Below are 22919 nucleotides of genomic sequence, written 5' to 3' on the forward strand. Positions count from 1 at the left end.
CTTCCTCCTCACTAGTATATAAGCAAGAAACATGCCAACAAATCGTGACAAGGATTCGTTTGACTTTGCTTTTTTTTCAAAATATACTCCCTGTAGGTGATTCCTATGAAAGATACTCTTTTGCGTCAAATCTACGAACAAACCTTGTCCGGTGCCTATGATCAAAATACCGTGGCTTCTTTATCCGAGACTCTTCAAGTTCCTAAAAACAAAATTACGTTTGCGCTCCAGCAGCTGTTTCAGGAAGGGCGACTCATCAAAGCGGAAGGAAAACCGGTTCGCTTTTTAAGCCGCGCCGCTTTAGAGAATCAATACAACCTTTCCATTTCCGATACAAAAATCGGCAATCTCGAGCTTTGGCTTGCCGGCTTGGCGAAAGAACCTGCCGACTTTGAAAAACTGGTTGGCTACGACGGCAGCCTCGCCTCCCTTGTCGAGCAATGCAAGGCGACGATTTCCTATCCGCCAAACGGGCTTCCCCTCATGCTGACGGGCGAAACAGGCACGGGAAAAAGTTTAATCGCCCGCCTCACGTACGAGTATGCCAGCCGCCAGGGCTTGCTCAAACCCGATGCCCGATTCGTTTCGGTCAACTGCTCCGAATACGCCAACAATCCCGAGCTTTTGACAGCCAACCTGTTCGGCTACGTCAAAGGCGCGTTTACAGGCGCCGAGCAGACGACACCGGGCCTCATCGAGCTGGCAGACGGCGGTGTCTTGTTTCTTGATGAAGTGCATAATTTAAAAGGGGAATGCCAGGAAAAGCTGTTCCAGTTTATGGACCAGTCCATCTATCATCGAATGGGCGACAACAAAACGTGGCACACTTCCCATGTCCGGCTCATTTTCGCGACAACCGAGGATCCGGAAAAAGTCCTTCTCAAAACGTTGCAGCGCCGAATTCCGATGAATATCACCGTTCCCAATTTATCAAAACGGGGCACCTATGAAAAGGTACAAATGATTCACTCCATTTTTAAAACCGAACAACAGCGATTGAATGTTCGAATCAAAATAAGCTCGACCGTTTTTCGACTGCTCGTATCCTATCCGTTTCCGGAAAATATTGGCGGACTGAAAAGCACGATTCAATCTTCTTGCGTTCAGGCGCTGTTTCAAATCAACGATAGCGGCGAAATGGAAATCACTGCCAAAAATCTGCCTTCTGCGCTTTCAAAAAACATATCGGTGGCGTCCCTGAACAAATTGGAGGAGCCGTCTTGGATTTATATCGACGAGTTGCTGGATCTTGATCATAGCGCCGGAAACGACTTGGCGTTTTATCAGGAAATAATCGAATCGTTAGAAAATCCGGATACCTTCTTCGCTGTCTGGAAAGCCGAAAGCAGCTGGCTCATTCAGCATTTGAGCGGCGAAAATTCGGCACTCTGCGAGCAAAGACTGTATGAAAGCGTCCGGCACGTCTGCGCCGGCTACCATATGGAACTTTCAAGCAAGGATTTAGAAACGCTTCAAAAAGCGCTGGGATCGTTTTTACGCCAATCCAGGCTTCTTCATTTTTTGCAAAGCCAAAACCCGCTTCAAATTGAAAAACTTACGCTGCAAATGAAAAAACAAAAGTTTCGTTACTACAGCATGGCGTCTGAAATCGACTGCATGCTTGGCCGGGCGTTTGATTATAAATTGAACGATTTGCATCGTCTGGTTTTGGCGCTGCTGCTTTCCGGACTGGAAAAGCAGCAGTCGATTCCGAAACGAATGGGCGTGATCCTGGCTCATGGACTTTCAACCGCCAGCTCGGTTTCGGTTTGTGTCAACCAGCTTCTTGACGAGTATGTGTTCGACGCGATTGATATGCCGCTTTCGATTTCCCAGGAGCAATGCATTCGCGAATTGAATGACTATTTGAAAAAGATGGATGGCATCGAGGAGTTGTTTCTGCTCGTCGATCTTGGCTCTCTGGAAGACGTGTGGAAAGGATTGAACATCCGCAATGTAAATGTCGGGATTATCAACTCACTCAACTTAAAAATGGCCTTATCCATTGGCGAAGGACTGAAGCGCGGGCAACCAATGGAGGAGATTTTTGAAACGGCTAAAAACACGTGTACGGTTTCCTATCATATCGAGCGCAATCGTGAAAAACAAAAGCTGATCATCTGCTCTTGCGCAAGCGGACTTGGTGTGGCCGAAAAGCTGAAAACCGTAATTCTTGATTCTTTGCCGCCGGATTCTTCCATCCACGTCTTGACATACGATTACAATTCCTTGCTTTTAAAAGGCATCGAAGATCTGGCCTTCGCGGAATATCAGGTGATTTGCGTAGTCGGAACGTTGAATCCAAATATCGACCGCCTCCCGTTTGTCGCGCTGGATGATTTGATTTTGCAGGAAAGCACGAACTCGCTTGATTTGTATTTGAAAAGCTATATGGATCCTTGCGCGCTGGCGATTTTCAAAAAGAACATCGTGAAAAATTTCTCGTTGTCCAATATCATGAACGCGTTGACGATTTTGAATCCGACGAAACTGCTGGAACATGTGGCTAACGCCATCGACCGGCTTCAAACTTTGATTGACTGCCAGCTCACGAACAACACATGCTTCGGTTTGTACGTCCATGTGAGTTGTCTGATCGAACGGCTCGTCATGAATCGCGGTATCGAAAACTATAAGCAAATTGAACATTTCCAGACCCGTCAAAAACAATTTATCGACGCGGTTTGCGAATCGTTCCAGGATGTCGAGGCGTTTTATGGCGTCCATATTCCAGTCGAGGAAATCGGCTATATGTTCGATTATGTCAAAAACGATAAAAACTTTCAAAAGTGTGTCTGAACTGGCACACTTTTTGCTTGTATACAAGTGAAGCGAAACATCCAAAAAAAAAATAAAAATGACGGATGGCACGCTTCTTGCTTGAATACAAGTGAGAAGAATAAAAAAAGAAAGGAGGATATATGATGAGGAAAATCGTAATTGCTTCCCACGGCGAATTTGCCAGAGGATTGAAAAATTCTGTGGAAATGATCGTGGGCGACCTAGCCAAGGAAATCGACACATATTGCCTGTATCCATCGTGCAGTCCAAGAGATTACACAGATCAAATGGAAGCCGTGATCGCCTCGCATCCCGAAGACGAGTTTATCTTCTTATGCGATGTCAAAGGCGGCAGCGTCCATACGGCCGTTTCTCAGCTGTGCCGGTTTGAAAACGTCGTGGTATTCGGCGGAGTCAATATGAGTATCGTGCTGGATCTGCTCTTGTCAACGCCCGAAAGGATTTGTGTAAATCCGGCAATTCAAGAGCGGCTGGTTCGCGCCGGCCAGGAAGGGTTGTGCGTAACGAACTATCAAAAGATCCAAAAGCCATGCGAAGAGGAAGATTTTTAAAAGGAGGAACAAAAAACTATGATTAAAAAACTACGTGTTGACCACCGGCTGCTTCATGGTCAGGTGGCGTTTTCCTGGACGAGCGCGCTGAACGCCGACTGCATCCTGATCGCCTGCGACGCGGTCGTTTCCGACGAACTGCGCAAGACGACGATGAAAATGGCCAAGCCAAACGGTGTCAAGCTTGTCATCAAGTCGATTTCCGACAGCGTCAAAGCGCTTAATAGTGGTGTGACCGATAAATATAAGCTGTTTATCGTCGTCGAAAGCATCGCGGATGCAGCCACGCTCATCCAAAACGTGGATGCCATTCAAGCCTTAAATCTTGGAGGCACCAAGGCAACCGATGCGACCCGCAATATTTCCAAAGCGGTAAACATCACATCCGAAGAGGAACAAATTTTAAAAGAGCTCGTCGCCGACGGAGTCGACGTCACGATTCAGATGGTGCCGGAAGACACGCCGGTTCCGGTAGAAAAGGCGCTGTAGGTGGACACCATGCTTATACAGTCTATTTTGCTTGGCCTGGTTGCTATGCTTGGCAACGCCGAATATTTACTTGGAACGTGTTTGTTGTCCCGTCCGCTAATTATGGGAACCTTTACGGGTATCGTGCTGGGAGATATTGAACTGGGCGTAAAGATCGGAGCCACGATGGAGCTCGCCTTCATGGGCGCCTTCTCGATTGGCGCCAGCATCCCGCCCGAAATGATTTCGGGAACCGTGCTCGGCACGGCGTTCGCCATTACGACTGGTTCCGGCGCGGAAACCGCCCTGGCAATCGGTTTGCCGGTCGCTTCTCTTGTATTGCTGGCCAAAAACTTTGGCATGGTGTTCATCCTGCCTCCTTTCGTACACAAGGCGGATGAGTACGCCCAAAAAGACAACATGCAAGGCGTCGCGACCGTGCACTATCTGGCTGGATTCTTCGGTGTGAACTTGATTATCGGTCTTTGCGTAGCCGTTGGCTACTATTTGGGCGGCCCGGCCATCGAGGCGTTTCTGGCGATCATTCCGGCTTGGATTTCCAAAGGACTGGAAATCACGATGGGTCTGCTGCCGGCAATCGGGTTTGGCTTGCTCATGAAAATGATCATGAACAAAGCGAATGTGTGCTTCTTTATTTTAGGCTTCGGCCTCTCGGTTTATTTGAATTTGCCAGGAACGGGCATCGCGGTGTTCGGCGCGATCATCGCGATCGTTTTAACCCAGATCAAGCGGACGAGCATGCTGCAGCCCGCTGGCGCGCAAGGAGGAATGGATGATGACGACGACTTCTAAAAAACTGGAAAAGAAAGAGCTGATGTCCGTCTTTTGGCGTTCGTTCGGTTTGGAATGGGACTGGAACTATGAGCGGCAGATGAATATTGGCTATTGCTATTGCATGCTCCCCGTGATCAAAAAGCTGTATCCCGATCCCAAAGACCAGGAAGCGGCGATGAAACGGCATTTGGAGTTTTTCAACACGACGCCGCAGCTGGCTACGCTCATTCTTGGCATCACGGCCGCGATGGAGGAATCCAACGCCAACGATCCCGATTTTGACACGCAATCCATCAACGACGTGAAAGTATCCCTGATGGGTCCGCTGGCGGGCATCGGCGACTCCTTCATTTGGGGAACGCTGCGCATCATCGCGACCGGTGTCGGCTTGTCGCTGGCCACGCAAGGCAATATTTTGGGACCGATTTTATTTTTCCTGATTTTCAATATTCCCGCGCAGGGTCTTCGCTACTACTTGATGAACGCGGGCTACAAACTCGGAAGCGGCTTTCTGGCTACTTTGCAAAAAAGCGGCTGGATGGAAATGCTCACGTATGGCGCATCGGTTCTGGGATTGATCGTCATTGGCGGAATGACCGCGCAAAACGTCGCCATCAACATTCCGATGGTCATTGGAACCGGCGAGGAGGCGACGACGATTGGCGACATCTGCAACCAGATCATGCCTGGAATCGTGCCACTGTTATTTACATTTGGAATTTACTACTTGCTGAAATTTAAAAACGTGAAAACGACGACACTGCTGATCGTGTTTATCCTGATTGGTTTTGTCGGTGCGTTCTTTGGCATCTTAGGATAAAAGGAGGAAAAAAAGATGAAAAAATTCAACGAACAGGAAAAAGTGGAAAGCGTGCAGGGCGCGCTGGCGCTCCGTGGGCAAATTGAGGAAATCGTGGATGGGATTTGCGAAAAAGGCTACACCAACATTGTGTGGCTTGGCATTGGCGGCACGTGGGCGAGCGCGCAGCAGGCGACCGTGCATATGAAGGAAAAATCCGCCATCGAAACCTGGGCGGAAAACGCGGCGGAATACTTGACGACAGGCAACAAGCGCATTGGCGCAGGCACGATTGTGATCACGTCGTCCGTGACAGGCAACACGATTGAAGTGGTTGAAGCCGTGAAAAAGGCGCAGGAAGCCGGTGCGACGGTGATCGGGTTTATTGACGCGCCCGAAGCGGATCTGGCGAAGATGGTGGACCACGTCATTTCCTACAAGCAAAACGAGCAGTTGAAATTCTTCATGGTAGCGGATCGTTTCATGCGCAACGCGGGCGAGTTTGCCGATTATGAAGAAATGTATCAGGAATTTGATCAGCATTTGGCGCAAGCGCTTGTCGAAGTGGAAAAAGAAGCGGAGCCTTTCGCGATCGAGTTCGCGAAAAAACACTGGAACGACGACTTACACTACTTTGTCGGCGCGGGAAACCAGTGGGGAGCGACCTATTCGTACGCGATGTGCTATTGGGAGGAACAGCTTTGGATCAAAACAAAATCCATCACTTCGCCGGAATTTTTCCATGGCATGTTTGAAATCGTAACAAAAGAAACGCCTGTGACCGTATATTTAGGTGAAGACAAACAACGGGTTTTGTCGGAAAGAGTGGCGAATTTCCTGCCTCGTATTTGCGGCAATTACACATTCATCGACACGAAAGACTACGCGCTGGAAGGAATCAGCGAAAAATACCGGGGTGAGATCTCCCATTTGGTTATGCACGCGGTCAACAACCGGATCGACGTCCACATGGAGGACGAAACGAAGCATCCGATGGAAATCCGCCGGTATTACCGGGCGCTGGAATACTAGGAGAAATCTATGAAGTTCACGATACAGGACTATGTGGAACAAACGCTCCCGGCTTGTCAGGCGCTGCTATCCTCTTCGGCCCAAATGGAACCTTTGATTGCATTGTACAAAAAAAAGAAGCCGGAAACGCTTTGGCTGGTGGCTTCCGGCTCCAGTTTCAACGCCTGTGCCTGCGCACAGCCCTTGATGACAAGGTGGATGGAAACACGAGTGGAATTGATGACTCCATTCACCTTTCTTTATTATACACCGGATATCAAGCCGGACGACCTTATCGTCGTCATTACGCAAAGCGGGTTGTCCACCAACGCGATCGCGGTTCTTGATCATTTGCGATCTTATGAAGATGTCGTTTGTTTAACGGGAAACAAGCAGGCCGATGTCAAAGACCATACGAAGCTCGTTTTAGAATACGGCGTAGGCGAGGAACTCGTCGGTTACGTCACTAAAGGCGTCAGTACCTTGTGCCTTTATTGGCTTCGTTTCGCTCAAATCGTTTCAAACCGTCAAACGATAGACTGGGCCACGATTCTTCTGGCATGGACAGACGCCAAATCCCGGACGCTTCCGTTTATTCAGACACACTGGAAAGCTCTTTCGGCAATGGAAGTCGTCTACTGTCTTGGCACGCCTGCCAGTGCGGGCGTCGGCATGGAGGCCGCTTTAAAAATCGGAGAAACAATTCATATTCCGAGCGTCTACTACGAGGTGGAAGAGTTCATTCACGGGCCAAACCTCCAGCTCACGCCAAAATACACGCTGTTCTTTTTTGACAGCAACGACGATGCGTCGACGCGCTTGCATCAAGTGTACAAAGCCGCCAAATCGGTTACCGACCATGCGTATCTCATCACGATGGATGAAGCCTTTCAAGAAGATCCAAACGCGTTGCTAATCAAACCAAAAGTGGAATCCGGGTTCTCCTCTTTTGTCGAGCTTCCGGTTCCTCAACTGCTCAGCGCGCTGGTGAGCGAAAAACTGCACAGCACGATGCAGCACCCGCTTCTGAAGGAATTCAAAAAAATCGCGTCTGCGAAAACCGAGCATTTTGTCAACTACGACGAAGACGAAGCCTAGTTTTTAGAGTCCGATCGCGCGGACTCTTTTTTTCATCCCATTTTCTCAAAATTCACGCGTTTTCTTTCAAAAACTGAAAAAGTTGTTTCATTTTAAGCGCTCTCTTCTTCTTTTTCCACACCCGCTCTTATAATTAGAACCATAAGGAGGAGAAAACACATGTTAAAACTTTTACTCGCCGATCGTTCCACGACCGCTTTGATTTTATGGATTCTGATCCCCTGCTTCGCGTTGTGCGCCTGCCTTTGTGTGTGGTGCCCCGGAATCGAGTTTTTCTCCTTTTCCCTGGAAGGCATCGCTTCGGCGATCGCCGCGCTCATTTTATGGTACGCCTTGCGGTATTCCCGACTGCTCCACTCGCTGGATTGAATCTTTCCGCATGAAAAAGGTCTGCTCCTTTTCAAAACAGACCTTTTTTTGCTTTGTGTTCATGACCGCCAGTACGCCGCTTTTTGTTTTTCGCTCAATCCGTCAATATAATGCTGCTTGCACGCGACAAACTCCTCGAGATCGAGAAGAATGTGCATCAAATACGCCCGGCTCTCAAACTCCTGCCGCGTCGCGGGCAGCGGCTCGTCCTTCATTTGCCGCATGAGCTTTTCCAGCTCTTTCTGCTGCGCCAAAGGGGCGTTGGTTTCCAAAATATACCGGGACAAATAGCGAATGTAATTCGTCACGACTTTGGACTGTTTGGGATTCATTGGCATGCGGCGAAGCTCCCAAAGCATGCTTTTCAAAATATGGCACTGCGCCAGCCGCATCTTGAAATACTGGACATAGTAATTGGTGTGTTTGGAAAACGTGTTTTCCTCAAAATCCCTGGCCAGCGCGTACGCTTTCGTCAGGCTTTCCTCGTACGCCGTCACATGAAAAGCCTTGGCCGGCTCCTCGTCCAAATGATTGGCGATCCGCTCCAAAATCGCCACCAGCTCCTGATCGCTTTTCGCCATCCACCCCCGAAGCGCCCGCTCCGTCGTTCGCTTCGTGTAAAACTGGTTGATAAGCAACGCGCTTAGCACGCCAATGAGCACAATCAAAAACTCATGCAAAATCATGTCCGGGCTAAAGTCCTGATATGTCATAAAATGCGAGCAAATGACGCCATTCACCGCCAGCGTCGACAACAAATGCCACGCGTTGTACAACCAGTACAGTACCGCCATGATGAGTCCAAACGCGACGATGGGCAGCGGAACGAGCCGGTACACGACCCAGGAAACCGCCACCGTCACAAAATACGTCAGCAGACGATACAGCGTAAGCCGCACGGTTTCCCATTTGCTTGAAAGCAGCGTAATCAACGCGATCGTTCCCGTCGCGTACGGGGACAAGATTCCCAGACTTTTCGAAAGCGCCACCGCGAGAATCGTGCCGGCAGCCAGTTTCAAACCTTGAATGATCGTCTTTCGCGCCGTAATGGAAACCTGCATCGTCATCACCTTCTTCTACCGATTCATATCGTTTTCCGCGTTTCCCCGTCCACCATATCACATATAGGAAAAAAACAAAAAACATTGTACAATAAAAACCATGAAAGTAGAGGAACAAAAATGACCGCCGCAAAATCCGCCGACAGACTCCATTCCCAAATCGCCTTCGCGAAAGAAATCGACAAAGAAAAAACCATCGAGCGCCGCACGCTTTTATCCGACGCTTCCCGCTTTGAAAACGACGCCGAGCACGCCTGGCACGCCGCGCTCATGGCGATTGTTTTAAGCGAATACGCCAACGAGGATATCGACTTGTTCAAAACCGTCACGATGCTGCTGATCCACGACATCGTGGAAATCGACGCTGGCGACACGTACGCCTACGACGAGCAAGGGCAGGCCAGCCATTTCGAGCGCGAGCAAAAAGCGGCCAACCGCCTCTTCGGTCTCCTTCCCGCCGATCAAAAACAGTTTTTTCTTTCCTTGTGGCAGGAGTTCGAAGAGCGAAAGACTCCGGAAGCCAAATTCGCCCGCTGCCTCGACAACTTCCAGCCGACAATGCTCAACGACGCGACCGGCGGCGAAATGTGGAAACGCAATGGGATCAAATTGAGCCAGGTGCTCCAGCGCAACGAGCCCTCCGCCCTGGGCTCCAAAGCATTGTGGGACTATTCTCTGGAACATTTCATCCGTCCTCACGTGGGAGAAGAGTTGAAAAACGAATAATTCGTTTTCATTGTTTTCAATTTCTTTCATTTTGAGTATAATGAACAAGTAATTTCCAAAAATTGCGTATCATAGAGAGGAAAAGAGAGGTAACCCTATGGCGTTCAAGATCAACCATGAGCTTCCAAGTCCCGACGTCTTGAAAGAGCTCATTCCCATGGATGAGGAATCCAAACAAAAAAAAGCGATCCGCGACGAGCAGATCAAAGATATCTTTACCGGCAAATCCGACAAATTCATTTTGATTGTCGGACCATGCTCTGCCGACAATCCGGAAACCGTTGTCGAATACGTGCATCGCCTTAAAGCGATCGAAGACAAGGTCAGCGACAAAATCCTGATCATTCCCCGCGTCTACACGAACAAGCCGCGCACGACGGGTGACGGCTACAAAGGCATGCTGCACCAGCCCGATCCCAACGAGCCTTCGGACTTGTTGTCGGGCATCATCGCCATCCGCAAGATGCATTTGCGCATCGTGCAGGAAACCGGCCTTTCCGCGGCCGATGAAATGCTGTATCCAAACAACCGCGACTATCTCGACGACTTGCTCAGCTACGAGGCCGTCGGCGCCCGCTCGGTTGAAAACCAGCAGCACCGGCTCGTGGCCAGCGGCGCGGACATCCCGGTCGGCATGAAAAACCCGACGAGCGGCGATTTTTCCGTCATGCTCAATTCCGTGACGGCCGCCCAGCATCCGCACAACTTTATCCATCGCCTGTACGACGTGGAAACGACAGGCAACCCGCTGGCGCATACGATTTTGCGTGGCGGCGTCGACAAATTCGGCACCGCGATCCCGAACTACCACTACGAGGATCTCATCCGGCTGCTGGACGCCTACAAAAAGGCCGATTTGAAAAATCCGGCCGTCATTGTCGACTGCAACCACTACAACTCCGGCAAAAAATACAAGGAGCAGATCCGCATCGCCAAGGAAGTGCTCCATTCCAGAAAGTATAACCCCGAGCTCAAGAACCTCGTCAAAGGCTTGATGATCGAAAGCTACCTCGAGGAAGGCCGGCAGGAAATTGGCGAGGACATGGTGCCCGGCAAGTCGATTACCGACCCGTGCCTTGGCTGGGATGACACAGAACAGCTAATTTACGAGATTTACGAGAAATGCTAAAGGCGTTTCTCTTTTTTATTTCGAATAATGCACATGGACGAGTTTCCATTGTCCATCCACTTTTTGCACAACTTGCGTTTCCAGTCCCCGGATGCCGTATGACTCGCCCGTTTCCCGTCTGACGCACTCTGTACGATACTGGAAAATCACGATGGCCAGCTCCTCGGCAACAAAGCGCACTTGAATATCCTCGGCAATCAGCTCGATCCGTTCATACGCGCCCTGAATACCGCCAATCAAAAAATCCCTTGTAATCGAATCAAGTCCGCTATACGAATCGGTAATGGAAATGAGCGTATTGTTTTTTCCGGTCCACAAGCTTTTAAACGCCTCGATGTCCTGGGTGTGAATCGCGGCCTGATACCGGCGCACCAGCGCGAAAATCTCGTTTTGATCCTTCATATTTTTTCTCCTTCTTAGATCCATTGTAAAACAAACGTGAACAGCGGAATACTCACAAAAGACAAAAATGTCGACAAAACCATGAGCTGGCTTGCGAATTTCGGATTCTTTTGGTATTTTTCCGCCAAAATGACCGTCGTGGTCGCCGCGGGCATCGCTGTCAGCAGGACGGAAATCTGTTTCGCCAGCGAATGAACCGGCAGCCACCACACGAGCAGAAGCGCCACAGCCGGCAGGAGCAAGACCCGATACACGCTAAAGAGAAAACCGCGCCATGGAAAGAGATCTTTCCAGTCCAAACGACCGACGATCGTGCCGATAATAACCAGACACAACGGCGTCGAGCAGTTTCCCACCATACTGAGCGTCTTCGATACGCCTTCCGGCAAAACGAATCCCGCGCCATACGCCGCCATAACGCCTATGCCAATAAAAATCGAAACGACGCACGGATGGAACAAGATCTTCCGCCAGTCGACGTCTTGTTTTTGGTGTGTACAACGACAACCCGTACGACCACATCAAAACGCGCTGCGGCAACACGCTGATCGACGCGAACAGCAGCCCTGTCGCTCCGTAAAGACTTTGCGCGATGGGCATGCCGATAAAACTCGCGTTCGTCACCATCGTGGCGTACTTCGCGCAAATTTGCTCGCCATTTCCCCACGTTCGGTAAAGAAACCGGTTCAAGATCCAGTACAAGCCTTGGCATCGCGATGGCAAGCACGAACACCTGGCTTGTCGAAACGAGGATCTCGGGCGTCAGCTTCATCTCGAACAAGGAAACGATCGCGCACGGCAACACGATATCCACAACAAAATCCGTCAGCTGCGAAACGGTTTGCGCGTTCAGCATTCCTTTTTTTCAATCCAGATTCCCATTCCCAGCAAGCACAAAATTTCCAGCTCCAAATCCAGCATAATTTCCCTTCTTCCATCAATGTAATCTTTCTTATTACAAAAAGAGGATATCACAGATTATGTGTAACATCAAAAGTTACATTTGATCAAAAAAAGAAAAGAGATCCTTCGATCTCTTCCTAGGGTTTCGCGCCCACCGCTTTCAGCGCCCGATACGTCAGCCAGCTTAACACGCAAGCCACCAAAATACCGCCCAGCACATCCGTCGGATAATGCACGCCCAAATACAAGCGCGACAGGGCGACAACGATCGCGTACGCAAAAAGCGGAATCGTCCATTTTTTTTGTTTGCACCACAAGCTCATCCACGCCAGAGCGAACACCGCCGTCGTGTGGCTGGAGGGAAAGGACGAGCCGCCCGGCACCGGGCCAAGCAGATCGAGGCCCGGAATGGCGATAAACGGCCGGATCCTGGAAAAAAACGGCTTGATCACAAAGGCGTTGCACGCCAGACAAATCGCCAGACTCGCCAACGCGAAAATCGCGAACCTTCTCGTCTTTTTAAAACAAAGCAAAACCACGAACAGCCCCGCTACAAACGGAATCGAGTTCGTGATCCACAACACGATCGTATCCAGGCCGACGTGCCGCACATGGTCTTGCAGCCAAAGCAAGATCCCGCCATCCCAATTCATAAGTATTTACTCCTCCACGCGTAGTAATCCGCGTCTTTCGCCTCGTCGATGCCGTCTTCCCGCGCCACGACGCGAAAGTGCATCGTAGGAAACAGCGCCCGAAATTCCGGTACGGACAACGCGGCATGCCAGTTTGGATGCACCGTCAGCAGCTTATCCTCCTTTTGGCGAACAAGGATCGGCTGCTCGACCATCCGCGCGACTTCTCCTTCGCCAAGCGCGCGTAAAGCCTGCTCGCACGATAAAATTTCAATTTGACTCATAGAGAAAGAATACCACAATCGCCACACGTTCGCATCTGTTAACAAATTTTCAAAATTTTTTTATCGAAATTGAAAATGTGCGTTCAATCGCAAGCAAAATCCCCTCATTTTTTTCGGTTTTCGCCTATAATGGAACCGTAAACGAAGTGGTTTACATTCACTCATCTAGGATGGAGCGTTGCAGCGTTCCATCTTTTTCTTCGCGCCTACGCCTGCTGCTTTTGCGCTTCTTCCAAAAAGAAACGGCACGCGTCCGCCGGCACGACGAAATCATACGTCCATGGATCAAACACCAGACCGGCGCATTGCGGATCGCTGCCGGCGATTTGCATCAGCTTCTGGAGCGGGTAGGCGATGACGTTCGTACGCGAGCCGGCCTTCTCGGCATACACGCTGCGCGTAAACACCGGCACATAGTGGGCGCCATCGTGTCCCGCGCGCACCGTTTTGATCGTAAAGCCGGACAGCTCCCCGTTTTGATCGAAGTTGTTCCGAACGGGCACGACGCCTTCGCCGCCCGCTTTCGCCATCAAAAATATTTGTTCAAGGACCGTGTACGGCGCGCCCAGTTTTCCTGCGGCGATCCATTCCCGCACCCGCTGTTCAAAAGTCGGATAGGCGATCTTTTCGATGTGGGCCCGGATTTCCTGTTCATTGTCGTTCATCATTAAAACCTCGTTTCTTTTTCCATTATAAAACAAAAAGAGGAGTGAATGGAATCACTCCCCGCCGCCTTTTTAGCAGTCGTAATCAATAAGCTCCTGGAAGTTGGCCTGGCTGTTTTGGCAAACCGGACATTTGAGTGGCGCTTCCTCTGCCTCGCAAATGTATCCGCACTTCAAGCACATCCATTTTACTTTGTGGTCGCGTTTGAACACCGTTCCGCCCTGCACTTCGTTGAGCATCGTTTGATACCGGTCGCGGTGATGGTGCTCGATCTCGCCGACTTTGCGGAACAGCTCCGCCATTTGCGTGTTGCCTTCCTCTTCGGCTTCTTTGGCAAACGTGTCATACATCGTTTCCCATTCGTAATTCTCGCCGGCCCAGGCGTCCGTCAGATTTTGAACCGTTCCCGGAATCTCGCCGTCGTGAAGCGCTTTGAACCACATTCTCGCGTGCTCGTTTTCGTTGGCCGCGGTTTCATTGAAAATATCGTAAAGAACCCGATATCCATCTTTGAGCGCCTGTTGCGCGTACCACTGGTATTTTGTGTACGCCATCACTTCGCCGGCCAGAGCCGTCTGCAAGTTCTTTAGAGTTTTTTCCCCTTTTAAGTTGACAGTAAACATATTTGATTACCTCCGTTCCTTTTTATTTTATGCCTTTCGGTTTCCCGGTACAAAAGAAACGACCAGCTTCTTAGTCGCTGGTCGCCCATGATGGCATCTCTTTCCCTCTGCGCACAAGGATCGCTTTCTGGAATTGAGTCTGATTCAAAAACTGTAGGATCTTTTCCGTTTCCTGCTCGGTGCATCCGACCAGAAGCTTCACTTCGCAATCTTTTTTCAAAATATCCGCCGAAATGGCGATCGCCTCCACCCGGTTGGCTTTTCCGGATCCTTTGAACAAGTCGATCGGACTTTGATCCGATCCCACGCTGTCCGCCAAAAATCCATAGTCAACCGGATATACGAGATTGGAATATTTAAAATGTGTCGATCCTTTGGGCCTGTCGATCGTGCACGTGCACGACAGGAGCAGTGTGTCGAGTTTTTGCCAAAAATATACATTGTTCTCTAACGCTTTCATAAAGACCTCCATTGATATGCCGGTTTCATTATTATACATCTTTATTGAAAGATTTACATGTGTTTTTGAAATGTTTTTTCAAAAATAATCCGCGAACAACACGCCTTGCGGCCGGACGCAGCGCGCGATCATCGGCCAAAGCTTCGCGTCCGCCTCGACGCGCCCGCGATCCCGGTCCAGATCGAACACGCCAAAAAACAACTTCACGAACACTTCGATATCCATACGGGCCGTTGGCTCTTCTGTGCGGAACACCTTCTTCACCTTCGTGTGCCCTTTTCGATGCTCCACCTCGTATATGCCAACGTTCCATGGCGCGTACCGGTCGCTGCGAATCTCGATAGCGAACTTCGCCTTGCGGGCGAACGGATACGAGCGCAAAAACGCCTCCACGTCCACGACACGCGCCATCATGCCCCGCTGAAACCGGATCGTGGTTTCCGGGCTGGCGTCCTCTAAAATATCGACAATCTCATCCAGTCCCTGACAGCACGAATAGGCGATCGTGTCCACGCCTTCCTGCTCGCGCAGCTGGGCCAGAAACGCGCGCAGCACCGGCTCCTGCCCGACGATTTCAAAAATAGACAGCGTCCGCTTTTCCAAGTCCTCCAAATACGCCATGTAGCCGACCGGCTCGTCGTCTTCGTACGCGATCCAAAACCGGTACGGCTTGCGCAAATGAAACTTATACTCTTCCCACCATGGCTCGCGCGCCATCAGCCCGCGCGCCCGGTTGGCGCGTCTGGCGTACAAATCGTGCACGATTGGCGCGGCCTGCGCCCAATCCACCTCTTCGATGCGATACGTGTGGTCGAAGCGCGGCAAATCCCGCTGGACGATTTGAAAATCCAGCATGTCGAACACTTTCTCGTAGCCAAACCGGCGGTAAAACCGATAGGAAAACGGCGCCAAATACGACAGGACGCATCCCTTTTCATGCAGTTTTTTAAAGATCGCGCTCATCAAATCGTCGATTCGATGCTGGTGCTGAAAATTTTCGGACGTCGCCACGAAACCAATGCCCGCCATCGTATACGGCGTCCCAAAAAAGTCGATCGTATACGGCGTGGCGATAATTTGGCTTGCCAGCGTTTCGTCTTCGAACGAGCCAAAAGAATCCGAATGCGCGACAAGCAAGTCGAAGCGCGCCTTCATCGCTTCCGGCGTGTTCCACGGGAATCCTTCGCAAATCAAATCGAGCTGCGCCTTCCGGTCTTTTTCGTTCAATTCTCTTACGTATTTCATTGTATCCTCATTTCTATATGATGCCGACTTTCAAAAAGTCCTCGTTTCCTTCGAGCAGTTTGTCGATGACTTCGCCAATCCCGTTTTCGTCGTTGGTTTTCGTCACGACATTGGCCGCCGCTTTGGCGGTATCCATCGCGTTGCCCATCGCCACGCCGATGCCCGCTTTCGCCAGCATTTCCACATCGTTTTCCGCGTCCCCGAACGCCATGACGTTTTCCATCGTATAGCCTAGCTTGCGGGCGATCTTGTCAAGCGCCGACGCCTTGGAAACGCCTTTCGGCATGATTTCCAGCCATTCCGGCCCCACAAGCAGCACGTCGTAGTCCTTCAGGTCCGCCTTGAGATTGTCGAGGTTTTTATCGAAAAACGACGCCGAATGCACGAGGCACACTTTGTTGATGTCCTGCGTCAAGGTAATGTCTTTGTATGGCAAGTCGATAAAGTTGCGGTGGCTCGCCCCCGCTTTCAGCCCGTAGTCGGCCGGCTCGCCGCGCACGATGGTTTTCACCGTTTTTTTAATTCGTCCCAGCCGGGAAATGTAGCTGTAAAAATCGTACCCGCAGCAAAAGATGCCTTCCACATTGTACTTCCGGCACACTTCCTGGATCTTCAATCCGTCTTCCGGCAGCAGAACATCGTCCAAATCGTATTCTTTTTTTTCAAAATCATACAAGATCTGCCCGTTGACGAGCGCGAGAAAATGCGGACCGTGTTCCAGCCCGAGCGGCTCGTAAACAAACCGGCAGCCGTTTTTATCGCGTCCGGAAGCAATCACGATGTGCATGCCCGCCTGTTTGGCTTTTTCAATCGCCGCCAGCGTTCGCGGGTCGATCGTCTTTTGCGAAGTAAGCAGCGTGCCGTCTAAATCAAAAGCAAGAATATTGATCATAGTTGTTTTTTTCCTTCTTCTTCCTGTTGTCCATTTCATTATACCGCATTGCCAAAAAAAAGCGCCCGGAATCGGGCTTCTTCTTTGTCGTCCTCAATACGTTTCAAACGCTTTGCGCAAGCGTTCCTCGTCGCAGCCGGCCGCCAGGCCGACCATGAGCAGGATCCGCGCCTTGTGCGGCGAAAGCCGGTATGCCGGAATCGTTTTTCGCAGCGGGTCGAACACGTCCGAGTCAAACACCGCGCCCTCCAAAATCCGGGAGGCGCGCACGACGACGCACGACGTCTCGTTCGTTTCCAAAACGCGGCGGATCGAATCGGGATAATTGCCCGAGCCGCTTCCCGCCAGCACGACCCCGTCGTTGTGCGCGAGCATCCACTCCAACAGTTTCGGGTCGCAGTCCGCGTGCACATAGTAAATGGACACCTTGGGCAGCGTGTCGTACTCCAGCGTGGAAAACTCGCTTTGATACGTGTGCATCCGGTACGGCATGTTCTGCAAGTACACTTTCTCGTCCCGCATATAGCCCAGCGTTCCAAACTCGCCCATTTTGAAGGCGTCGGTTTTGATGCTGTTGGTTTTCGTGATATCCCGCCCCGAATAAATCGTGTCCGAGAACACCGCCAGCACGCCGGCGTCGCTCGCTTGCGGATGGGTCGCCAGCGCCACCGCTTCGTACAAATTCATCGGCCCGTCCGCGCTGGTGGCCGTCGCCGGACGCATGGCGCCCGTCATCACGACCGGTTTACGAATGTCCAGCGTCAGGTTCAGGAAATACGCCGTTTCCTCGAACGAATCCGTTCCATGCGTGATGACGATACCGTCGATGGAGTCGTCATGGCCAAGCGCGTAGCACAAATTCCGCAGCTCGACCCAGTCCCGGGCGGTGATGTCGTTGGAGTCTTTTTGGTACAGGGAAATCAAATGCAGCCTGGCCAGCTCGTTGATTCGCGGAATGCTGGCGATGATCGAATCCACGTCGATTTCCCCCGCCTTGTAGGCCGAGGCGCTGCCTTGACCCGCAATCGTGCCGCCGGTGGCGATAATCGCGATTGTCTTCATAGGCTAGGCTTCCAAATAATCCCAGACGCCGGTTGTTTCCGCGCTGTCCCAGTCGATGGACGAATCGACATCCCACAAGCTCATCGTCTGGTTTTGCGGATCGTAGCCGATGGCCGCCTGCTTCACCTCGCCCTTCTCGATCGTGTAAATCGTCGGGGTGTATAAAAAATAAGGAAACAGGGCGAGAAACTGCTTGCCATCCTCGTTTTCCGACACAAGCGTCAAGTCGTCTTCCTTTTCGCGCTTGAAATCAAAATCCGTCACATCCAGCACGTACACGGTTCCGTCGTGGTCCTTTTTCGTTTCGTCCACATAGTCGTTGAGTTCCTGGCAAAACGGACAGTTGTCCCGCTCCACCAGCAGCTTGAACGATTCCTTTTTTTCGATTTTCTCGTTCAATTCCGCCATCGTGACCGGCTCTTCCCGAAAATCCTTTTTGGCCGCGCAAGCCGTCAGCGCGAAACCGAGCACGAGCACAAGCGCTCCCGCCACGATTTTTTGTATTTTTTTATTCATCTTTGATCTCCTCGATTCCTCTAATGAGTTTTCCCACTGAAAACGCGAGCGCCTCCAGCTTTTCCTTTCCGCACGACAGCGCGGTCTGAAAGTCCATGGCCCGGTCCGCCGTCGAAAAAATGCCGATAACGCCTTCCTTGTAAAGGGGCTCGTAGCCCGCGCCCAGCGCGCCGCTCAAGCACACCACGGGCACGTGGCGGCGCGAAGCGACCTTCGCGATGCCGTACGGCACTTTTCCATACAAGGTTTGGGCGTCGGTCTGCCCTTCGCCGGTGAAAACGAGGTCGGCCTTGTCGAGCGCCTCCGGAAAGCGGGCGTAGTCCATGCACACCTCGATGCCGGGACGCATCGAGGCCCGGAACACGCCCAAAAGCACTCCACCGATGCCGCCGGCCGCGCCCGAGCCTTCAAACGCGTCCATGTCGACGTGAAACGTCTGGTCGATTTTTTGATTGTAGTGGGCCATGGCGGTATCGAGCCGCTTCATTTGCGAAGGGAAAATGCCCTTTTGTCGCCCAAACGTGTACGTCGCCCCGTTTTTTCCGAGCAGCCGGTTTTTCACGTCGCACGCCACGATCAGCTCGACGTCGCGATCAAACGAAAATCCCCGTTTGTCAATAAAGGCGATGCGTTCCAGATTGTAGGCGTTGGGCGCCAGCAGCTGGCGCTGGGCATCGTAAAATTTGGCGCCAAACGCCTTCAGGATCCCCATTCCGCCGTCGTTGCTTCCCGAGCCACCCAAACCGATGATCATCTTCCGGCACTTACGCCGCAAGGCGTCCTTCATGAGCAGCCCGACGCCAAACGACGACGCGGCCAGCGGATTGCGGTCCGCGCGCTCGTACAAGTTGAGCCCGATGCAGCTGGCGACATCCAGAACGGCGAGTTTTTGCTCCTCGTTCCAGGCGTAGCGGGCTTTGATGCGCCGTCCGAGCAAATCCACGGTTTCGACTTCCACCATTTTGCCGCGGATGTAGCCGCACAGGACTTGCGCGAAGCCTTCCCCGCCGTCCGCCATCGGATACGTTTCGACGCGCCACTTTGGATTGGCGGTCCGCAATCCTTTTTTCATACATTCGCATGCCTGCTCGCTTGACATACATCCTTTGAATGAGTCGCAGGCGATTAAAATATTCATAGTTCTATTTTACTTCTCCGCTTCGGGAAATCAATCGTAAGTTCGCATGTTGGCCATCCTTTTCCACATTCGTTTCCTCCCTGGCGATTTTTCCCGTTGGAATCACAGGGACAATGATTTATAATGGAAAAAATAAAAGAAAGGAACACACATCGTTTTGATGTCTGGAAGCAATATACTATGGATAAAAAACATATCGTGATCGCGGTGACCGGCGGGATCGCGGCGTACAAGGCGTGCGATTTAGTGAGCCGGCTGACGAAAAAAAACTATGAAATCAAAGTCGTCCTCAGCGCGCACGCGATGGAATTCGTGAATCCAATCACGTTCGAGGCGCTTTCCCATCACAAATGCGAAACCTCGCTGTTCGACAAGACGAACGAGGATCCGATCGCCCACATCACCCTGGCCAAGTGGGCGGACGCGTTCGTCATCGTTCCGGCGACCGCGAACATCCTCGCCAAAGTCGTGTATGGCATAGCGGACGACCTCGTTTCCACGACCGCGTTGGCGTGCCACACGAAAAAAATGATTTGTCCGGCCATGAACGTGCATATGTACGAAAACGAGGTTACCCGGCAAAACCTGAAAAGAGCCAGAGAGCTGGGCTGGCACATCGTGGAGCCGGAAGAAGGCATGCTCGCCTGCCAGGATGTCGGCAAAGGAAAGCTCGCCTCGGTCGACTCGATCGCGGAGGCGATCGACCAGTTGTTCGCTCCCCGGATTTTGGAAGGAAAACGAGTTCTGGTGAGCGCGGGACCGACGCAGGAGGCGCTGGATCCGGTGCGCTTTATTTCCAACCACTCGTCCGGAAAGCAAGGTTTCGCGATCGCGAAAAAGGCGCGCGATTTGGGCGCGCGGGTCACGCTCGTGCACGGGCCGGTCGATTTGGCGGCACCCGAGGGCGTCGACACCGTACCGGTGCGCAGCGCGCAGGACATGTTGGAAGCGATACAAGCCCGCCACGCCGATCAGGACTATATCATTATGGCGGCGGCGGTATCGGATTATCGTCCAAAACGCGTCCATGAGCAGAAAATGAAGAAAAAGGACGATGAAATGGCGGTCGAGCTTGTGAAAAACCCGGATATTCTCGCCTGGCTTGGCGACCACAAGCCAAAAGGGCAGATTCTTTGCGGTTTCGCGATGGAAACGGAAAACCTGGAACAAAACGCGAAGGAAAAGCTGGCGAAAAAACACTGCGACCTCCTGGTGGCCAACAACTTGTTTACCAAAGGAGCCGGCTTCCAGACTTCGACCAACGTCGTCACGATCTTCTTTCCGGACGACAAAGTCGAGCTTGGCACGCTGACGAAGGAGGAAGTGGGCGAAACCATTTTGAAAACGATGAAAACACTGGAGGAAAACGCATGCTAGTAGCCATCGACGTAGGAAATACGAACATCACGATCGGCGTCTTCAAACACGACGATCTGATTGCCAATTATCGGCTGACGACCAAGATTCGCCGGACTTCCGACGAGTACGGTTCCAGTCTTGTCAACTTTTTGACCGCGGCGGGCATCGACCTTGACGACGTGCACAACGTCATCGTTTCCAGCGTCGTCCCCAAGATCATGCACTCCTTTCGCAACGGCATCATCAAGTTTCTCGACATCGACCCGATCATTGTCGGCCCGGGTATCAAAACGGGCATCAGCGTCCAGCTTGAAAACCCGAAAAGCGTCGGCGCGGACCGGATCGCCGATTGCGCGGGCGCGTACCACGAGTATGGCGGACCGGTGCTGGTCGTCGATTTTGGCACGGCCACGACGTACGACTACGTCACGAAGGAAGGTCACTTTAAAGCGGGCGCGATTGGCGTAGGCATCGAGTCGGGCGCCAACGCCTTGTGGGGTCAGACGGCGCAGCTGCCGGAAGTGGAAATCAAACGGCCGGACACGATTTTAGCCAAAAACACGCAGGCAGAAATGCAGGCCGGCATCTTCTACCAGTTTCTGGGCGGCTTCGAATTGACCGTGAAGCAGTTCAAAAAGGAATTGAAGGAGGATTTCAAGGTCATCGCGACCGGCGGTTTGGGGCGCGTGATTTGCGACCACACCGACTTGATCGACGTGTACGATCCAAACTTGATTTTTAAAGGTCTGAAGCTCATTTACGAAAAAAACAAGGATGTCAAATCCGCTCCAAAAGAATAGGCAAAGCGCGTCACGGGCGCGCTTTTTATGTGGCTTAACCGGGTCGAAAATTTGTATACTTGCGCGTAGTCTACTCGTAAGGATACAAATTCCTTTCACGCAGGGATCCTACAATCAAAAAGGCGATTTCACATTTTCTCTCTTCTCGGGAGGCAATCGAAAAATCAATAAAACCTTATTTCCGCATTTTAGAACAAAAAAAGGCGAAGATATTCGCCATTTTACCGTTTCTCGATCTCCTTGATTTTTCCATACAGCATCGTGTTGACCGGGGCTGGAACGCCCGCTTTTTTCGCGATGTCCATGATCGTTTTCGCGAACAAGTCGACTTCCGTCTTCCGTCCGGCCAGCACATCCTGCGCCATGCTTGGCATCGAATCCGGATCGAGGCGCGCGATCGCGTCCTCCCAGCTTTCGATTTCCGCATCCGAAATGCGAACGCCTTGCGTCGCGAGCACATCCCGCGTTTCCTTCATCGTGTCGACAAAAAGCCGATGGAGCTCTGGATCCCACATCACGTTTCCATACGTCGCGCGATGGATGGCGCACACCTGGTTGATGCCGCAATTCAGCATAAGCTTGGAATACTGGTCGTGGACGATATCGTTCGAGGCGACATACGGAAACCGGATTCGTTCAAAAAAATCCACCAGCGCTTCAAACGCCTCTTTCTGGCTCTTTTGCTCCATGCCGATCACGAGCTCGCCCGTGCTGGAATACGTCAGCTCGCCATCGTGGTAGCGGGCGTCCATTTTCTGGGAGATGGCGCGAATGACCGGCTGCGAAAACGCGCGCATGAGCGTTTCGTCGCTTTCGATGCCGTTCAGACAGGAAACCAAAATCGTGTCCGGCTTCAAAAACGGTTTGATTTGCTCCATCGCGTCCGCGAAACCCGAAGCTTTCGTGGCGATCAATACGAGATCGACCGGATACGCGTCGGCCGGACTGACATACCGCACCGTCGTTTTCACGCCGTTGACGACGTAATCGTTTTGCTGGTAGCGCGCCTTCCGGTCTTCATCGCACAAAAACGCGAACCGGTCGCCAATCTTTTCCTCGATAAGCGTGCCAAACAACCCGCCGACCGCGCCCCGGCCAACGACGAGCACCTTTTGAATCGCGTCCATG

27 protein-coding genes are annotated in these 22919 nt (G+C 51.7%); 12 read left to right on the top strand and 15 right to left on the bottom strand.

The genetic code is table 11. The annotated features are described in order from the left end of the window. The first annotated feature begins 105 nt into the window (after positions 1-105). From E5336_RS07120 to E5336_RS07155, 8 genes are all read left to right on the top strand, one after another. Positions 106-2799 (top strand): sigma 54-interacting transcriptional regulator, encoded by a 2694-nt coding sequence (locus E5336_RS07120; RefSeq protein ID WP_135980421.1) that lies wholly within the window; start codon positions 106-108, stop codon positions 2797-2799. 125 nt (positions 2800-2924) lie between these two features. Beyond that, positions 2925-3353: a PTS sugar transporter subunit IIA gene (locus E5336_RS07125; RefSeq protein ID WP_135980422.1), complete on the top strand. Its 429-nt coding sequence runs from the start codon at positions 2925-2927 to the stop codon at positions 3351-3353. Positions 3354-3371: 18 nt separating this feature from the next. Continuing rightward, a complete protein-coding gene (locus E5336_RS07130) occupies positions 3372-3842 on the top strand; it encodes a PTS sugar transporter subunit IIB (RefSeq protein WP_135980423.1) in 471 nt (156 codons plus the stop codon). Between the two features lie 9 nt (positions 3843-3851). Beyond that, entirely contained in the window at positions 3852-4634 is a 783-nt protein-coding gene (locus E5336_RS07135) for a PTS mannose/fructose/sorbose/N-acetylgalactosamine transporter subunit IIC (protein WP_135980424.1), read from the top strand. Further along, a complete protein-coding gene (locus tag E5336_RS07140) occupies positions 4615-5436 on the top strand; it encodes a PTS system mannose/fructose/sorbose family transporter subunit IID (RefSeq protein WP_348687811.1) in 822 nt (273 codons plus the stop codon). Before E5336_RS07135 ends, E5336_RS07140 begins: the two co-directional genes overlap by 20 nt. Positions 5437-5451: 15 nt before the next feature. Further along, positions 5452-6447, top strand: coding sequence for an SIS domain-containing protein (locus E5336_RS07145; RefSeq protein ID WP_135980425.1), 996 nt, complete (start codon positions 5452-5454; stop codon positions 6445-6447). A gap of 9 nt (positions 6448-6456) precedes the next feature. Beyond that, positions 6457-7524: an SIS domain-containing protein gene (locus E5336_RS07150; protein WP_135980426.1), complete on the top strand. Its 1068-nt coding sequence runs from the start codon at positions 6457-6459 to the stop codon at positions 7522-7524. 159 nt (positions 7525-7683) lie between these two features. After that, positions 7684-7893, top strand: coding sequence for a hypothetical protein (locus E5336_RS07155; protein ID WP_135980427.1), 210 nt, complete (start codon positions 7684-7686; stop codon positions 7891-7893). Between the two features lie 59 nt (positions 7894-7952). Here E5336_RS07155 and E5336_RS07160 read toward each other — a convergent pair whose 3' ends face one another. Next, positions 7953-8960: an aromatic acid exporter family protein gene (locus tag E5336_RS07160; RefSeq protein ID WP_135980428.1), complete on the bottom strand. Its 1008-nt coding sequence runs from the start codon at positions 8958-8960 to the stop codon at positions 7953-7955. A 114-nt stretch (positions 8961-9074) separates the two neighbouring features. On the opposite strand from E5336_RS07160, the gene E5336_RS07165 reads away from it, so the two are divergent. Together E5336_RS07165 and E5336_RS07170 are read left to right on the top strand one after the other, a co-directional pair. Next, a complete protein-coding gene (locus E5336_RS07165) occupies positions 9075-9680 on the top strand; it encodes an HD domain-containing protein (protein ID WP_135980429.1) in 606 nt (201 codons plus the stop codon). 61 nt (positions 9681-9741) lie between these two features. Continuing rightward, on the top strand, positions 9742-10809 hold the full coding sequence (locus E5336_RS07170) for a 3-deoxy-7-phosphoheptulonate synthase (protein ID WP_277820817.1): 1068 nt from the start codon (positions 9742-9744) through the stop codon (positions 10807-10809). Between the two features lie 15 nt (positions 10810-10824). Here the strand turns inward: E5336_RS07170 and E5336_RS07175 are convergent, their stop codons facing one another. The 13 genes from E5336_RS07175 to E5336_RS07235 all read right to left on the bottom strand — a co-directional run bounded on the left by E5336_RS07175 (position 10825) and on the right by E5336_RS07235 (position 19632). Further along, positions 10825-11211: a YybH family protein gene (locus E5336_RS07175; protein WP_168353588.1), complete on the bottom strand. Its 387-nt coding sequence runs from the start codon at positions 11209-11211 to the stop codon at positions 10825-10827. A 14-nt stretch (positions 11212-11225) separates the two neighbouring features. Next, positions 11226-11672 carry an AEC family transporter gene (locus E5336_RS07180; protein ID WP_168353589.1) on the bottom strand — a complete coding sequence of 149 codons (447 nt, stop codon included), beginning with the start codon at positions 11670-11672 and terminating at the stop codon, positions 11226-11228. Next, entirely contained in the window at positions 11633-12067 is a 435-nt protein-coding gene (locus E5336_RS07185; RefSeq protein WP_135980433.1) for a hypothetical protein, read from the bottom strand. The genes E5336_RS07180 and E5336_RS07185 overlap by 40 nt, the downstream gene beginning before the upstream one ends. A 184-nt stretch (positions 12068-12251) precedes the next feature. Next, positions 12252-12767 (bottom strand): phosphatase PAP2 family protein, encoded by a 516-nt coding sequence (locus E5336_RS07190; RefSeq protein WP_135980434.1) that lies wholly within the window; start codon positions 12765-12767, stop codon positions 12252-12254. Further along, positions 12764-13030, bottom strand: coding sequence for a hypothetical protein (locus tag E5336_RS07195; protein WP_135980435.1), 267 nt, complete (start codon positions 13028-13030; stop codon positions 12764-12766). The genes E5336_RS07190 and E5336_RS07195 overlap by 4 nt, the downstream gene beginning before the upstream one ends. Before the next feature lie 206 nt (positions 13031-13236). Continuing rightward, a complete protein-coding gene (locus E5336_RS07200) occupies positions 13237-13698 on the bottom strand; it encodes an SseB family protein (RefSeq protein WP_135980436.1) in 462 nt (153 codons plus the stop codon). Between the two features lie 69 nt (positions 13699-13767). Then, positions 13768-14319 (bottom strand): rubrerythrin family protein, encoded by a 552-nt coding sequence (locus tag E5336_RS07205; protein ID WP_135980437.1) that lies wholly within the window; start codon positions 14317-14319, stop codon positions 13768-13770. A gap of 70 nt (positions 14320-14389) precedes the next feature. After that, a complete protein-coding gene (locus E5336_RS07210) occupies positions 14390-14779 on the bottom strand; it encodes an Inorganic pyrophosphatase (RefSeq protein ID WP_135980438.1) in 390 nt (129 codons plus the stop codon). A gap of 78 nt (positions 14780-14857) precedes the next feature. Continuing rightward, positions 14858-16024 carry a GNAT family N-acetyltransferase gene (locus E5336_RS07215; RefSeq protein ID WP_135980439.1) on the bottom strand — a complete coding sequence of 389 codons (1167 nt, stop codon included), beginning with the start codon at positions 16022-16024 and terminating at the stop codon, positions 14858-14860. Between the two features lie 13 nt (positions 16025-16037). Further along, positions 16038-16916 (bottom strand): Cof-type HAD-IIB family hydrolase, encoded by an 879-nt coding sequence (locus E5336_RS07220; RefSeq protein ID WP_135980440.1) that lies wholly within the window; start codon positions 16914-16916, stop codon positions 16038-16040. Positions 16917-17009: 93 nt separating this feature from the next. After that, on the bottom strand, positions 17010-17978 hold the full coding sequence (locus E5336_RS07225; RefSeq protein WP_135980441.1) for an asparaginase: 969 nt from the start codon (positions 17976-17978) through the stop codon (positions 17010-17012). Between the two features lie 3 nt (positions 17979-17981). Continuing rightward, positions 17982-18494: a hypothetical protein gene (locus E5336_RS07230; RefSeq protein WP_135980442.1), complete on the bottom strand. Its 513-nt coding sequence runs from the start codon at positions 18492-18494 to the stop codon at positions 17982-17984. Beyond that, a complete protein-coding gene (locus E5336_RS07235) occupies positions 18487-19632 on the bottom strand; it encodes a glycerate kinase family protein (protein ID WP_135980443.1) in 1146 nt (381 codons plus the stop codon). The genes E5336_RS07230 and E5336_RS07235 overlap by 8 nt, the downstream gene beginning before the upstream one ends. A 180-nt stretch (positions 19633-19812) precedes the next feature. On the opposite strand from E5336_RS07235, the gene coaBC reads away from it, so the two are divergent. Together coaBC and E5336_RS07245 are read left to right on the top strand one after the other, a co-directional pair. Then, on the top strand, positions 19813-21009 hold the full coding sequence (gene coaBC / locus E5336_RS07240) for a bifunctional phosphopantothenoylcysteine decarboxylase/phosphopantothenate--cysteine ligase CoaBC (protein WP_135980444.1): 1197 nt from the start codon (positions 19813-19815) through the stop codon (positions 21007-21009). Beyond that, positions 21003-21791: a type III pantothenate kinase gene (locus tag E5336_RS07245; protein ID WP_135980445.1), complete on the top strand. Its 789-nt coding sequence runs from the start codon at positions 21003-21005 to the stop codon at positions 21789-21791. Before coaBC ends, E5336_RS07245 begins: the two co-directional genes overlap by 7 nt. A 221-nt stretch (positions 21792-22012) precedes the next feature. On the opposite strand, the gene E5336_RS07250 is transcribed toward E5336_RS07245, so the two are convergent. Next, a complete protein-coding gene (locus E5336_RS07250; RefSeq protein ID WP_135980446.1) occupies positions 22013-22918 on the bottom strand; it encodes a ketopantoate reductase family protein in 906 nt (301 codons plus the stop codon). Position 22919 lies beyond the last annotated feature (1 nt).

It is taken from the genome of Dubosiella muris (genome assembly GCF_004793885.1).
Lineage (GTDB): Bacteria > Bacillota_I > Bacilli_A > Erysipelotrichales > Erysipelotrichaceae > Dubosiella > Dubosiella muris.

Coding starts and splice junctions, on each gene's coding strand:
- E5336_RS07120 (WP_135980421.1), top strand. CDS start 106: ATGAAAGATACTCTTTTGCGTCAAATCTACGAACAAACCTTGTCCGGT.
- E5336_RS07125 (WP_135980422.1), top strand. CDS start 2,925: ATGAGGAAAATCGTAATTGCTTCCCACGGCGAATTTGCCAGAGGATTG.
- E5336_RS07130 (WP_135980423.1), top strand. CDS start 3,372: ATGATTAAAAAACTACGTGTTGACCACCGGCTGCTTCATGGTCAGGTG.
- E5336_RS07135 (WP_135980424.1), top strand. CDS start 3,852: ATGCTTATACAGTCTATTTTGCTTGGCCTGGTTGCTATGCTTGGCAAC.
- E5336_RS07140 (WP_348687811.1), top strand. CDS start 4,615: ATGATGACGACGACTTCTAAAAAACTGGAAAAGAAAGAGCTGATGTCC.
- E5336_RS07145 (WP_135980425.1), top strand. CDS start 5,452: ATGAAAAAATTCAACGAACAGGAAAAAGTGGAAAGCGTGCAGGGCGCG.
- E5336_RS07150 (WP_135980426.1), top strand. CDS start 6,457: ATGAAGTTCACGATACAGGACTATGTGGAACAAACGCTCCCGGCTTGT.
- E5336_RS07155 (WP_135980427.1), top strand. CDS start 7,684: ATGTTAAAACTTTTACTCGCCGATCGTTCCACGACCGCTTTGATTTTA.
- E5336_RS07160 (WP_135980428.1), bottom strand. CDS start 8,960: ATGACGATGCAGGTTTCCATTACGGCGCGAAAGACGATCATTCAAGGT.
- E5336_RS07165 (WP_135980429.1), top strand. CDS start 9,075: ATGACCGCCGCAAAATCCGCCGACAGACTCCATTCCCAAATCGCCTTC.
- E5336_RS07175 (WP_168353588.1), bottom strand. CDS start 11,211: ATGAAGGATCAAAACGAGATTTTCGCGCTGGTGCGCCGGTATCAGGCC.
- E5336_RS07185 (WP_135980433.1), bottom strand. CDS start 12,067: ATGCTGAACGCGCAAACCGTTTCGCAGCTGACGGATTTTGTTGTGGAT.
- E5336_RS07190 (WP_135980434.1), bottom strand. CDS start 12,767: ATGAATTGGGATGGCGGGATCTTGCTTTGGCTGCAAGACCATGTGCGG.
- E5336_RS07195 (WP_135980435.1), bottom strand. CDS start 13,030: ATGAGTCAAATTGAAATTTTATCGTGCGAGCAGGCTTTACGCGCGCTT.
- E5336_RS07200 (WP_135980436.1), bottom strand. CDS start 13,698: ATGATGAACGACAATGAACAGGAAATCCGGGCCCACATCGAAAAGATC.
- E5336_RS07205 (WP_135980437.1), bottom strand. CDS start 14,319: ATGTTTACTGTCAACTTAAAAGGGGAAAAAACTCTAAAGAACTTGCAG.
- E5336_RS07210 (WP_135980438.1), bottom strand. CDS start 14,779: ATGAAAGCGTTAGAGAACAATGTATATTTTTGGCAAAAACTCGACACA.
- E5336_RS07215 (WP_135980439.1), bottom strand. CDS start 16,024: ATGAAATACGTAAGAGAATTGAACGAAAAAGACCGGAAGGCGCAGCTC.
- E5336_RS07220 (WP_135980440.1), bottom strand. CDS start 16,916: ATGATCAATATTCTTGCTTTTGATTTAGACGGCACGCTGCTTACTTCG.
- E5336_RS07225 (WP_135980441.1), bottom strand. CDS start 17,978: ATGAAGACAATCGCGATTATCGCCACCGGCGGCACGATTGCGGGTCAA.
- E5336_RS07230 (WP_135980442.1), bottom strand. CDS start 18,494: ATGAATAAAAAAATACAAAAAATCGTGGCGGGAGCGCTTGTGCTCGTG.
- E5336_RS07235 (WP_135980443.1), bottom strand. CDS start 19,632: ATGAATATTTTAATCGCCTGCGACTCATTCAAAGGATGTATGTCAAGC.
- coaBC (WP_135980444.1), top strand. CDS start 19,813: ATGGATAAAAAACATATCGTGATCGCGGTGACCGGCGGGATCGCGGCG.
- E5336_RS07245 (WP_135980445.1), top strand. CDS start 21,003: ATGCTAGTAGCCATCGACGTAGGAAATACGAACATCACGATCGGCGTC.
- E5336_RS07250 (WP_135980446.1), bottom strand. CDS start 22,918: ATGGACGCGATTCAAAAGGTGCTCGTCGTTGGCCGGGGCGCGGTCGGC.